We start from the raw sequence: 12,183 nt of genomic DNA on the forward strand, positions 1-12,183 counted from the left end.
GAAAAGACTATGTACGACTGGCTGAACGCCCTGCCCAAGGCAGAACTGCACCTGCACCTCGAGGGTTCGCTGGAGCCCGAGTTGCTGTTCGCCCTGGCCGAACGCAACAAGATCGCCCTGCCCTGGAGCGATGTAGAAACCCTGCGCAAGGCGTATGCCTTCAACAACCTGCAAGAGTTTCTCGACCTGTATTATCAGGGCGCCGACGTGTTGCGCACCTCGCAGGATTTCTACGACCTGACCTGGGCCTACCTGTTGCGTTGCAAGGCGCAGAACGTGATTCACACCGAACCGTTCTTCGACCCGCAAACCCACACCGACCGTGGCATCCCGTTTGAAGTGGTGCTCAACGGCATCGCGGCGGCGCTCAAGGATGGCGAGCAGCAACTGGGCATCACCAGCGGTTTGATCCTGAGCTTCCTGCGCCACCTGAGTGAAGACGAAGCGCAGAAAACCCTCGACCAGGCGCTGCCGTTTCGCGAAGCGTTTGTGGCCGTCGGCCTGGACAGCTCGGAGATGGGCCACCCGCCGAGCAAGTTCCAGCGTGTGTTTGATCGTGCCCGCCACGAAGGCTTCCTGACCGTCGCCCACGCCGGTGAAGAAGGCCCGCCTGAGTACATCTGGGAAGCCATCGACCTGCTGAAAATCCAGCGCATCGACCATGGCGTGCGCGCCATCGAAGACGAGCGTTTGATGCAGCGGATCATCGACGAGCAGATCCCGCTGACCGTGTGCCCGCTGTCCAACACCAAGCTCCGGGTGTTCGATCACATGTCCCAGCACAACATCCTCGACATGCTTGAGCGTGGCGTGAAAGTGACCGTGAACTCGGATGACCCGGCGTACTTTGGCGGGTATGTGACCGAGAACTTCCATGCGCTGTACACCGACCTGGGCATGACCCAGGATCAGGCCAAGCGTTTGGCGCAAAACAGCCTGGATGCGCGGTTGGTAAAACCATAAGCCTTAGCACAGAATCCCTGTGGGAGAGTCTATGTTGCAGGCTCACTCCCACAGGCTCTGTGTTCAGCCAGCTAGCGATTCAGTCAATCAAACAGCTCTAAAGCGCCATCTCCAGCTCGGTTTCCTTGGCGAATCGATGAATCTCCCGCTGCCCCGCGGCCGTGATCTGCAAGGCGCGCGAATCATTGGGCAGGCTCAGCCAGCCGGACTGCATGAACAGCTGCAACAACGCAGCGCCCAGCGAACCGCCCATGTGCGGGCGTCTTTCGCTCCAGTCGGGACACGCACAGGCCACTCGACTGTTGCGATGAGCCAGGGCCTGGACGAACACCCCGCGCGAGGCCAGTTGTGTGGAACCCTTGTGGGTGATCATGACGCGCTGTTCGAACTGCTCGATCCAGCCGGCATCCAGCAACCGCTGGTAAAGATCGGCGGCCAGGGTGCCTCCCAAATGGTCGTCGCACAGTCGGGCCCGCAACAACGACGATGGCGCCGCCTGAGGTTTGGCAATGGGGCTGGTGCGTTTGAAGACGTCCGGGACGGGCTGCGGCGTGCTGGCCAGCGTCGCGCTGGCCAATGCTTCGATTGCCGCGCCCACTTCAGGCGCGGCCAGGCGGAAAAAGCGTTTGCGCCCACGGATTTCGACTTTCAACAGACCTCCGGCGGACAAACGCCCCAGGTGTGCACTGGCCGAAGACGGTGACAGGCCGGCCAATAGCGCCAGCTCTTCGGTCTGCCGCGCCGAGCCATCCATCAAGGCCCACATCATTGCGCTGCGCTTGGGGTCAGCCAGCAACGTGGCGATCTGGCTGATGCAAGGTGCATGTTCCATGTATTCACTCCCTGTTGAATCGTTTCGTCTGCTGCTCAGAGACATCTTGACCAGTAATGTGTCGTCGGCCAAGACGCGGAAACCGCCATAAGCCGGGCAAAGCCCCTTCTCCCCCACGCCATTGCTTCGCAGGTGCGCCGAAGGTCGGATGCTTGACCGTGAGGCCATCGCCATTGCGAGGTCGACGGTGCGTACATGAGGCGGGCGCTAGTATAAGCGGGTTAACCGCCGGTTCCTGCCCTTGGGAAAGCGCGGGTGGTGATAGTTCCTGACAGAAATTTCGCTATTTGCCTGCGACTAATGATCGATGCCCGATATTGTCGGAAATTGACTGCCTAAAAGAGCGCATCGGCTGGCAAGCATTTCCCGTAGAAGGTTCACCGGCTTACTCAATTGTGCGCGATGGGCGCACAGCAAATTCAGCGGTGCGCGCTCACAGAGCAACTCCGGCATCAGCACTTTCAACCGGCCGGCGAGCACATCGGCCGCGACATCGAGCCAGGACTTGTAAGCAATCCCGGCCCCCGCCACTGCCCACAGCCGCACGACATCGGCGTCGTCACTGAAGCGATCGCCGCTGACGGTCAGCCCGACTTCGCGTTTGCCGTCGTGGAAACTCCAGTGGTCATGGACCCGGCTACCGAGCATGAACAACAAACAATTGTGCTGCGCCAGTTGTTCCAGATGCCGCGGCTCGCCGTGCCTGGCCAGATAACTCGGCGCGGCGCAGAGCACTCGGCGGTTCTGCGCCGCGATGGGCAGTGCCACCAGGCTTGAGTCTTCCGGCTCGCCGTAACGCAGGGCAATGTCCACGGGTTGGCGGAACAGGTCGGCGATGCGGTCCCCCAGCAACAGGCGCACGGTCAGTTTAGGGTGCTCGCGCTGGAACTCGTCGAGCCACGGCAGCAACAGGTTGCGGCCAAAGTCCGACGGTGCCGACAACTGCAGAATCCCGCTGACCTGATCCTGACCGCTGGCCAGTAAGCGACGACCCTCGTCGAGATTGCTCAGGGCGGCCCGGGCATATTCCAGAAAGCCCTCACCTTCGGCGGTCAGACGCAAACTGCGGGTGGAGCGCGCCAGCAAGCGCGCGCCGAGTTGCTGTTCGATGCGCTTCAACGCCGCACTGGCCACCGCCGCCGACATGTCCATCACCCGAGCCGCCGCCGACAGACTCCCCAGGTCCGCAGCTCGGACAAATAACTGCAAGTCATCGAAACGCAGCATTCTCAGCCCCGATTATCAAAAAAATATTGAAAGAGACTGCTCTTTTAGCGGGTTTTATCTTGCAGAGAAATAGCCAATCATCTGTCCCATCGAAATCAACCTGTTTGCGGAGCGACCATGTCCCAGCCTTTCACCGCCATTGCCACCCTCATTGCCAAACCCGGCCAGCAAGACGCCCTCGAACAACACCTGCGTGCGCTGGTGGAGCCGACCCGCGCCGAGGCCGGTTGCGGTCAATACGATTTGCATCAGGACCTGGCCAATCCATTGGCGTTTTACATGATTGAACATTGGAGCAGCGACGAAGCCCTGCAAGCCCATGACGCCAGCGCCCATGTACAGAACTTCCGCGCCAAGGCCGGCGACTTTCTCGAGCACTTCGACCTCAAGCGCCTGCGCACCGTGGCTTGATCCCTTCATCTATTAATGTTCAGGAGCCCCACATGAAAGCCATCGCCTACTACACCTCGTTACCGATCAGCGACGCCAATGCCCTGCAAGACATCGAACTGCCAGAACCGGTTGCCGGTCCGCGCGACCTGTTGGTGGAAGTCAAAGCCATCTCGGTGAACCCGGTCGACACCAAGGTCCGCCAGAACGTCCAGCCTGAAGGCGGCGCGGCGAAAGTGCTGGGTTGGGACGTGGCCGGTGTGGTCAAGGCTGTCGGCAGCGAAGTCACGCTGTTCAAGGCTGGCGACAAGGTGTTTTACGCGGGCTCTATCGCCCGTGCGGGGGGCAATAGCGAATTGCACGTGGTGGACGAACGCATCGTCGGCCATATGCCGAAAACCCTCGGTTTCGCCGAAGCCGCCGCACTGCCGCTGACCGCCATCACCGCCTGGGAATTGCTCTTCGAACGCCTGCAAGTGCGCGAAGGTAAAACCGATGAAGGCCAGAGCCTGCTGATCGTCGGCGCGGCGGGCGGTGTGGGTTCGATCCTCACGCAACTGGCCAGCCAGCTCACCGGGCTGAAGGTCATCGGCACCGCTTCCCGTGCGCAAACCCAGAGCTGGGTACGCGAACTGGGCGCCGATCTGGTGATTGATCACAGCCAGCCGTTGAGTGAAGAACTCAAACGCGCAGGCGTGGACAATGTGACCCACGTCGCCAGCCTGACCCAGACCGATCATCACCTGGATCAACTGGTCGAGGCATTGGCGCCACAAGGCAAACTGGCGCTGATCGATGATCCGAAAGCGCTGGACGTGACCAAACTCAAGCGCAAGAGCCTGTCGCTGCACTGGGAATTCATGTACACCCGCTCGCTGTTCGAAACGGCGGACATGATCGAGCAACACAACTTGCTCAACCGCGTGGCCGGGCTGATCGACACCGGGACGCTGAAAACCACGGTCGGCGAGCACTTCGGGACTATCAACGCGGCCAACCTGCGACGCGCCCATGAGCTGCTGGAAAGCGGCAAGGCCAAGGGCAAGATTGTGCTCGAAGGGTTCTGAAACAGATTGAGACAAGTGTCGTCCGGATGGACGACACCGTCAGTCCGAGAATTGACCCATGTCACAATTACGATCGTATTCGGGTCTACAATCGAAACCTCTGCGATGCAATCTTTTACGCAACATCTTTTAAGAGAGGAGAGTTCAGCAATGAAGATCCTGATTAAAGAAGTGGCTAAATCCCAGTGGCAGGTTCGTCTGGACCAACACGCTGTTACGTTCCGCAGCGAAGCTGAAGCGCTAGCCTTCACCAAGACCCTTGAAGCGCGATTGCTCGCGCCCCATCAAATTCCCGACCACCAACAACAGCGCGCCGCTGGCTGAGTCCGCCCTCAGACCTGGGTTTGCGCCAATGCCCGGGCATTTTGCAAACGCCGGGTGAGCATCGCCGCGCTCACCACCAGAATCCCGCACAGGCTGATGACCATGGCCATCGGCACGGCGCTGCCATCGTGTAAAACACCGACCAATGCAGCCGCTCCGGCGGCGACGCTGAATTGCAGGCACCCGAGCATCGCCGACGCACTGCCGGCGCGAGCGCCCTGCCCGTTCATGGCGCAGGCCGAGGCATTGGGGAGGATGCAACCGAGGCTGGCGATGCAGATAAACAGCGGAATCAGCAGCGGCCATAACTGTTCGGTGTGCAGCGCACTGACGGCGAGCAGCGTCAGGCCCGCCCCCAGGTAAATCCACACGGTACGCACCAGCAGAAATGCCGGGCCACGCTTGGCCAGCAGTCGTGCGTTGACCTGCGCCACCAGAATGAAACCCGCCGCGTTGGTCCCGAACAGCCAGCCGAAATGCTCGGCCGGGACCCCGTAGAGTTTGATGAAGACGAACGGCGAACCGGCGATGTAGGCAAACATCCCGGCAATGGCGATACCGCCAGTCAAGGCGTGGCCAAGGTAGACCGGATCCGACAACAGCCGACCGTACTGACGCAACGCCCCCGACAGCGGTTGACGCGGTACGTGGGCCGGCAGGCTTTCCGGCAACCCGATTGCCACGGCCAGCCCTGCCAGCGCACTGAATCCGGTCAGCACCAGGAAGATCGACTGCCAGCCGGTGGTGTTGACCAGCAGTCCACCGAGCATGGGCGCGAGAATCGGTGCCAGGCCCATCACCAGCATCAATTGCGAAAAGACTTTCGCCGAGCCCACCGCATCGCATTTGTCACTGACCACCGCACGGGCGATCACCATCCCGGCGCAACCACCGAGGGCCTGGATGAATCGCGCGCCGATCAACCATTCCAGATTTGGCGCAAACGCACAGGCCAGGGACGCCGCGGTGAACAACCCGACGCCTGTCAGCAACGGAATCCTTCGCCCGAAGCGATCCGCCACCGGTCCGTATGCCAGTTGACCCAGGGACAGGCCCAGGAAGTACGCGGCCAGGGTCAGCTGGACGTGTTTCTCATCGGTACCGAACGCGAGTGCCATCGCCGGGAACGCCGGCAGATAGAAATCGATTGCCAGCGGACCGAAAGCGCTCAGGGCGCCAAGAATCAAAATGGTACGGAAGTTCATCAGGCATCCAGTTGGGCATGGGTCGGCAGCCCGACAGTCTAGCCGCGCATGGACGTCTTGAACATTCCGATAGCTCGCTAACTATTAAATATCATTGGATAAATATAAAACCTGCAGGAGCGAGCCTGCTCGCGATAGCGCAGTGCCAGTCAACATCAACGCTGAATGACACACCGCTATCGCGAGCAGGCTCGCTCCTACAGGGGATTGTGCCTGGGCTTAAGCGAGTTTGGCGTCGTAGCCTTCTTCCGTGATCGCAGCGATCACTTGCTCGGTCGTCAGCGCGCTTTCCACACCGACTTCCCCGGCTGCCAGATCGACCCGCACGCTGGCCGCCGGATCCTTGGCTTGCAGCGCCTGGGTAATGGCTTTGACGCAGTGACCGCAGGACATGCCTTGAACGTTGAACACTTGCATGGTGTGGCTCCTTTTATGAGGTTGCGGGCAGTCTCGGGCTTGCCACCATGGCAAGGTCAAGTTCTGCCGAAATCTGCCGGGCTGGCAATCGGTGTCGCGCTCGGCCAAGCTGCGTGCATCAATGACTCGACTTCAGGAGATTCAGCCATGCGCTGGTCAGCTCTCAGCCTGTTTGGCTTCCTCAGCCTATTTGCCGCGACACCTTCGGTTCAAGCCGCCGGGGAGGACTATGGCGTACTGATCATTTCTCGCGAGCGCCTCGAAGTCGCGACCTCCTGCGAGATCGGCGTCTACATCCAGGACCAACTGTCGGCGCGGCTGTTCCAGGAACAAAGCACCTCGTTCAACCTGCCGCCGGGCACTGTGTCCCTGCGCCTCAAACTGTTGCCGGGCCAGGCACCGGGTTGCAACCCGGGCATGCTCGCACCGGGTTCGCAGAACATCACGCTCAAGGCCGGGGACGTGTTGAAGTTCCGGATTGCGATGACGCAGGAAGGGATGTACCTGAAGCCCACCGTTCTCGACTACTAATCGCCACACCGATCGTTCCCACGCTCTGCGGGGGGAACACCTCAACGGACGCTCTGCGTTGGGCTTTTAAATGGGACGCGGAGCGTCCCGGCTGCATTTCCACGCAGAGCGTGGGAACGATCAGGTGCCGGTCTATTGATCTGAGACATGGCGCTTGACCTTGCCAGCATGGCAAGGTTGATCCTGTAGACATCTTCTACAGGGAGTGCGACCGATGTCCGAATCCACTACGTTCGATCTGCCGATTGCCGGCATGACCTGCGCCAGTTGCGCGGGGCGTGTCGAGCGTGCCTTGAGCAAAGTCATCGGCGCTTCTGCCGTCAGCGTCAACCTCGCCACCGAGCAGGCGCGGGTCCAGGCGCCCAGCGACAGCCTGCCGGCCTTGATCGACGCGGTGCAGCAGGCCGGCTACAGCGTGCCGCAGCAAAGTCTGGAATTGAGCATCGACGGCATGACCTGCGCTTCCTGCGTCGGCCGCGTCGAACGGGCGCTGGCCAAAGTGCCCGGGGTGAAAAGCGTCAGCGTCAACCTGGCGAACGAACGGGCGCATCTGGAACTGCTCGGACACATCGATCCGCAAACCTTGATCGCCGCGGTCACCAAAGCCGGTTACAGCGCCAGCGTCTGGGAAGTCGAACACCCGCAAACCGATCAGCAACAGCAGCGCCTGCACCGTGAGCGCTGGGCGTTGATCATGGCGATCGCCCTCGCCCTGCCGCTGGTGTTGCCAATGCTCCTGCAACCGTTTGGCGTGCACTGGATGCTCCCGGCCTGGGTGCAATTCGCGCTGGCCACGCCGGTGCAGTTCATTTTCGGCGCACGTTTTTATGTGGCCGCCTGGAAAGCCGTGCGCGCCGGGGCTGGCAACATGGATTTGCTGGTCGCCCTCGGAACCAGCGCCGGCTATGGCTTGAGTCTTTATGAATGGGCCACGGCGGCCGGGCGCATGCCTCATCTATATTTCGAAGCCTCGGCGGTGGTGATTGCCTTGGTGTTGCTGGGCAAATACCTGGAAAGCCGTGCCAAGCGCCAGACCGCCAGCGCCATCCGCGCCCTCGAAGCCTTGCGCCCGGAACGCGCCATTCAGGTGATCGACGGCCGCGAGCAGGACGTTGCCATCAGCGCCTTGCGCCTCAACGACCTGGTCATGGTCAAACCCGGCGAACGCTTCCCGGTGGACGGTGAAGTGGTCGAAGGCCAGAGCCACGCCGACGAAGCGCTGATCAGCGGCGAAAGCCTGCCGGTGCCCAAGCAACCCGGTGACAAGGTCACGGGCGGTGCCATCAATGGCGAAGGCCGGTTGCTGGTTCGCACTCAAGCGTTGGGGGCGGAAACCGTGCTGGCGCGGATCATCCGTCTGGTCGAAGACGCCCAGGCCGCCAAAGCGCCGATTCAGAAGCTGGTGGATAAAGTCAGTCAGGTATTTGTGCCTACCGTTCTGTTGATCGCGTTGGCGACGCTGATTGGCTGGTGGTTGTACGGCGCGCCGATTGAAACCGCGTTGATCAACGCCGTCGCCGTGCTGGTCATCGCCTGCCCTTGCGCACTCGGGCTGGCCACGCCGACCGCGATCATGGCCGGCACCGGCGTCGCGGCCCGCTATGGGATTCTGATCAAGGACGCCGAAGCGCTCGAACGCGCTCATGAAGTCAGCGCCGTAGTGTTCGACAAGACCGGCACGCTGACCTCGGGTTCGCCGCGAATCGCTCATCTGAGTGCCACTAACGGTGACGAAGCCGCCCTGCTCCAAATGGCCGGCGCCCTGCAACGCGGCAGTGAACACCCGCTGGCCAAGGCGGTTCTGGACGCCTGCGCCGAACGGGTTTTGACCGTGGCTGACGTCAGCGACAGTCAATCGCTGACCGGTCGCGGCATCGCCGGCACGCTCGACAGCCGTCGTTTGGCCTTGGGTAATCGCAGGCTGCTGGAAGAAAGCGGTTTGAGCGCAGGGGATCTGGCCGACTCCGCAACCGCGTGGGAAACCGAAGGCCGCACCCTCTCCTGGTTGATTGAACAAAGCCCCGAGCCAAAGGTACTGGGCCTGATCGCGTTCGGTGACACCCTCAAACCCGGCGCGCTGCACGCGGTGCAACAGCTCAGCGCACGCCACATCAGCAGCCACTTGCTGACCGGCGACAACCGCGGCAGTGCCAAAGTGGTTGCCGAAGCGCTGGGCATTACCAATGTCCACGCCGAAGTCTTGCCGGCAGACAAAGCCGCCACCGTCGCCGAACTGAAAAAGACCGGCGTGGTGGCGATGGTCGGCGACGGCATCAACGACGCCCCGGCCCTGGCGGCCGCCGACATCGGCATCGCCATGGGCGGTGGCACCGACGTTGCCATGCACGCGGCCGGCATCACCCTGATGCGCGGCGATCCCCGACTGGTGCCCGCCGCGCTGGAAATCAGCCGCAAGACCTACGCAAAGATCCGGCAAAACCTGTTCTGGGCGTTCGTCTATAACCTGATCGGCATTCCGCTGGCAGCGTTCGGCTTCCTCAACCCGGTGCTGGCCGGCGCGGCGATGGCGCTGTCCAGCGTCAGCGTGGTGAGCAATGCGTTACTGTTGAAAACCTGGAAACCCAAGGACCTGGAGGACAATCGATGAACATCGGCCAAGCAGCGCGGCACAGCGGCCTGAGCGCGAAGATGATTCGTTATTACGAGTCCATCGGCTTGCTGAAGGCCGCCCACCGCACCGACAGCGGCTACCGCATTTATGGCGACGATGACCTGCACACGCTGGCGTTCATCAAACGCTCCCGGGACTTGGGGTTTTCGCTGGAAGAAGTGGGAAAGTTGCTGACCCTCTGGCAGGACCGCCAACGGGCCAGCGCCGACGTGAAAGCCCTGGCCCGCCAGCACATCGACGAGCTGAACCAGAAGATCCGCGAGCTGGGTCAGTTGCGCGACACCCTGCAGGACCTGGTCGAACACTGTCAGGGCGACCATCGCCCCGATTGTCCGATCCTCAAGAACCTGGAGTCGGGCTGCTGCGCGTCACCCGTTCGCCCCTGATCGCGAGCACCTTCACCACCAGCAACGTGGTCAGGGGAACGCCGTGGAACAGCAGCACTACGGCCCCCGGCGTCCACCACGAATAGAACGGCGCGGCGATCAACATGCCGACCCCGAAACCGGTCATTTGCAGCAGTGTCAGCAAGCTGAAGATCGGCAGGCGCAGGCTGTCCGGTTCACGTTGCAGACGCGACATCAGGCCGACCTCGGAGAAGCCGTCACCCAATCCGGCCGGTAACGAGAACAACAGCAAACCGTAGAGGGTCTGCTGCTGGAACATCAGGATAAAACCGCAGGACATCAGCAATACCCCGAAGAAAAATCGCCTCTCCAGGTGTGCATTGTCCGACCCTTTCAGGCGACTGGCGATTCGCGCGCCGATCAGCTTCCCGCACGCCCAGACGGCCAGCATCAGGCCCAGCGTGGTACTGGCCGACTCGGGCGTCAGTAGCCGGGAAATGATCGGAAAGCCGACGTTGTGCGCCGCGCTGCCCAAGGTGTCGGCCATGGTGACGGCGAGCATCGCGGCCACCACGGGCGTACTGCGCAAGCCTTGGCGCAAAGCGTGCCACTCACTACGAGGCTGGATTGGTTCGGGATCGGGTGCTGGTCGGGAAAACCGCAACGGCAGGATGAACAACGCGGCCAGCAGATAAGTGACCACGTTCAATGCGAACACCGTTTCAAAGCCGAAGGCCGCCACCAACAGTCCTGCCACCAGGCTCCCACCGACCATGGCCGCCGACGAGGCCGAGGTGATCCAGGCGTTGGTCTTGAGCAAGTGCTCGCCTTCGATCAGGTGCGGCAACTGGCTGTTGAGGCCGATGGCGAACATTGAGTTGTCGAACCCCAGGCCGAACGCGATCAACGGTAAAAGCAGTGCTTGCTGGGCGACCGGCAGCACCAGCAACAGGCCCAACAACCCTGCGCGCAGCAAATCAAAGGCAATCAGCGGCATGCGCCCGGCCCAGCGGCGATAGAACGAGGTGCCGATCAAGCTGGCGAAAACCCCTCCGCCCACCCGGCTGGCGAGGAAAATGCCAACGCTCATGGCGCTGTTGCTGAGCAGGTAGACGTAAGTGGCCAGGGCGACCATGTTGAGAAAGGCGCCGAAGTCCGAGACCAGACGGGCCGCGATGATCAGCTGGGCATTGCGGGTGGAGGGGTTCACATTCAGTCCTTGAGTGTGGGAGTCGCAGGGAACAATCCACTGTAGGCGCGAGCAGGCTCACTCCCACAAATGATCTCCAGTGTTTAGGGATCAGCATTTACAAAAAACCCGGCCGAAGCCGGGTTTTCGTTAACCGATCACTGCATCCACGGCGGAGGCGGTTCTTCGGTTTTGCCCGGTGGCGCGTCATCTGCCGCGCGCACCGCCTGTTTACGTTCTTCATCCAGGCGTGCCGCCTCGATTTCGCGTATGACACCGCCGACGTCGGCCAATTCTTCCGGTTCGTCGAACTCGCCCGTCAACACGCTGGCCGGGTGCAAGGTGCCGGCTTCGTACAGCGCCCACATTTCCTTGGCGTATTTGGTCTTTTTCAACTCTGGCGCAAACCGGCCGAAGTAAGACGCCATGTTGCCCACGTCCCGCTCCAGCATGCTGAATGCGTGGTTGTTGCCCGCCGCGTCTACCGCTTGCGGCAAGTCGATGATCACCGGGCCCGTCGGGGTCAACAGCACGTTGAACTCGGACAGGTCACCGTGCACCAGACCGGTACACAGCATCAGCACGATCTGCGAAATCAGGAACGCGTGATATTCACGCGCCTGGTCCGGCTCCAGCACCACGTCGTTCAGACGCGGCGCGGCATCGCCGTACTCGTCGGCCACCAGCTCCATGAGCAGTACGCCTTCGAGGAAGTCATACGGCTTGGGCACCCGAACACCGGCACCGGCCAGACGGAACAGCGCCGCCACTTCGGCGTTCTGCCAGGCGTCTTCGGTTTCTTTCTTGCCGAATTTCGAGCCTTTGGCCATCGCTCGAGCCTGGCGGCTGTTGCGCACCTTGCGGCCTTCCTGATATTCGGCCGCCTGACGGAAACTGCGTTTATTCGCCTCCTTGTAGACCTTCGCGCAACGTAGCTCGTTACCGCAGCGCACCACATAAACAGCTGCTTCTTTACCACTCATGAGTGGGCGCAGCACCTCGTCGACCAGACCGTCCTCGATCAGGGGTTCAATGCGTTTTGGAGTCTTCATCAGCTTT

Annotated in this window: 13 protein-coding genes; 7 read left to right on the forward strand and 6 right to left on the reverse strand. The window is 61.5% G+C overall.

What is annotated here, in order from left to right; all coding sequences use genetic code 11:
- Nucleotides 1–9 precede the first annotated feature (9 nt).
- A complete protein-coding gene (locus tag FBY01_RS30350; RefSeq protein WP_010463790.1) occupies nt 10–963 on the forward strand; it encodes an adenosine deaminase in 954 nt (317 codons plus the stop codon).
- Between the two features lie 97 nt (nt 964–1,060).
- Here the strand turns inward: FBY01_RS30350 and FBY01_RS30355 are convergent, their stop codons facing one another.
- Nucleotides 1,061–1,795 carry a helix-turn-helix transcriptional regulator gene (locus tag FBY01_RS30355; RefSeq protein WP_145310913.1) on the reverse strand — a complete coding sequence of 245 codons (735 nt, stop codon included), beginning with the start codon at nt 1,793–1,795 and terminating at the stop codon, nt 1,061–1,063.
- 297 nt (nt 1,796–2,092) lie between these two features.
- A complete protein-coding gene (locus FBY01_RS30360; protein WP_010463794.1) occupies nt 2,093–3,022 on the reverse strand; it encodes a LysR family transcriptional regulator in 930 nt (309 codons plus the stop codon).
- 117 nt (nt 3,023–3,139) lie between these two features.
- Between FBY01_RS30360 and FBY01_RS30365 the strand changes: the two genes are divergently transcribed.
- From FBY01_RS30365 to FBY01_RS31640, 3 genes are all read left to right on the forward strand, one after another.
- Nucleotides 3,140–3,433, forward strand: a complete 294-nt coding sequence (locus FBY01_RS30365) for a putative quinol monooxygenase (protein ID WP_010463795.1) — start codon at nt 3,140–3,142, stop codon at nt 3,431–3,433.
- A gap of 32 nt (nt 3,434–3,465) precedes the next feature.
- Nucleotides 3,466–4,479, forward strand: a complete 1,014-nt coding sequence (locus FBY01_RS30370; protein WP_077750217.1) for a zinc-binding alcohol dehydrogenase family protein — start codon at nt 3,466–3,468, stop codon at nt 4,477–4,479.
- A gap of 150 nt (nt 4,480–4,629) precedes the next feature.
- Nucleotides 4,630–4,803, forward strand: coding sequence for a hypothetical protein (locus FBY01_RS31640; protein WP_167362270.1), 174 nt, complete (start codon nt 4,630–4,632; stop codon nt 4,801–4,803).
- A gap of 8 nt (nt 4,804–4,811) precedes the next feature.
- Here FBY01_RS31640 and FBY01_RS30375 read toward each other — a convergent pair whose 3' ends face one another.
- Together FBY01_RS30375 and FBY01_RS30385 are read right to left on the reverse strand one after the other, a co-directional pair.
- Nucleotides 4,812–6,008 carry a multidrug effflux MFS transporter gene (locus FBY01_RS30375; protein ID WP_077750216.1) on the reverse strand — a complete coding sequence of 399 codons (1,197 nt, stop codon included), beginning with the start codon at nt 6,006–6,008 and terminating at the stop codon, nt 4,812–4,814.
- Between the two features lie 219 nt (nt 6,009–6,227).
- Nucleotides 6,228–6,425 (reverse strand): cation transporter, encoded by a 198-nt coding sequence (locus tag FBY01_RS30385; RefSeq protein WP_010463804.1) that lies wholly within the window; start codon nt 6,423–6,425, stop codon nt 6,228–6,230.
- A gap of 147 nt (nt 6,426–6,572) precedes the next feature.
- Here FBY01_RS30385 and FBY01_RS30390 point away from each other — a divergent pair, with 147 nt between their 5' ends.
- The 3 genes from FBY01_RS30390 (at nt 6,573) to cueR (ending at nt 9,974) form a co-directional block, all read left to right on the forward strand.
- Nucleotides 6,573–6,956 carry a hypothetical protein gene (locus tag FBY01_RS30390; RefSeq protein ID WP_145310915.1) on the forward strand — a complete coding sequence of 128 codons (384 nt, stop codon included), beginning with the start codon at nt 6,573–6,575 and terminating at the stop codon, nt 6,954–6,956.
- Nucleotides 6,957–7,170: 214 nt separating this feature from the next.
- Nucleotides 7,171–9,564, forward strand: coding sequence for a heavy metal translocating P-type ATPase (locus FBY01_RS30395; RefSeq protein ID WP_145310917.1), 2,394 nt, complete (start codon nt 7,171–7,173; stop codon nt 9,562–9,564).
- Complete coding sequence (gene cueR / locus FBY01_RS30400; RefSeq protein WP_010463810.1) at nt 9,561–9,974, forward strand: Cu(I)-responsive transcriptional regulator; 414 nt, start codon at nt 9,561–9,563, stop codon at nt 9,972–9,974. The genes FBY01_RS30395 and cueR overlap by 4 nt, the downstream gene beginning before the upstream one ends.
- Here cueR and FBY01_RS30405 read toward each other — a convergent pair.
- Nucleotides 9,928–11,145 carry an MFS transporter gene (locus FBY01_RS30405; protein WP_145310919.1) on the reverse strand — a complete coding sequence of 406 codons (1,218 nt, stop codon included), beginning with the start codon at nt 11,143–11,145 and terminating at the stop codon, nt 9,928–9,930. The two genes, cueR and FBY01_RS30405, sit on opposite strands and share 47 nt — an antisense overlap.
- A 137-nt stretch (nt 11,146–11,282) precedes the next feature.
- Nucleotides 11,283–12,176, reverse strand: coding sequence for a PA4780 family RIO1-like protein kinase (locus tag FBY01_RS30410; RefSeq protein WP_010463815.1), 894 nt, complete (start codon nt 12,174–12,176; stop codon nt 11,283–11,285).
- Nucleotides 12,177–12,183 lie beyond the last annotated feature (7 nt).

The organism is Pseudomonas sp. SJZ077 (assembly GCF_007993905.1).
Taxonomy (GTDB): Bacteria; Pseudomonadota; Gammaproteobacteria; order Pseudomonadales; family Pseudomonadaceae; genus Aquipseudomonas; species Aquipseudomonas mandelii.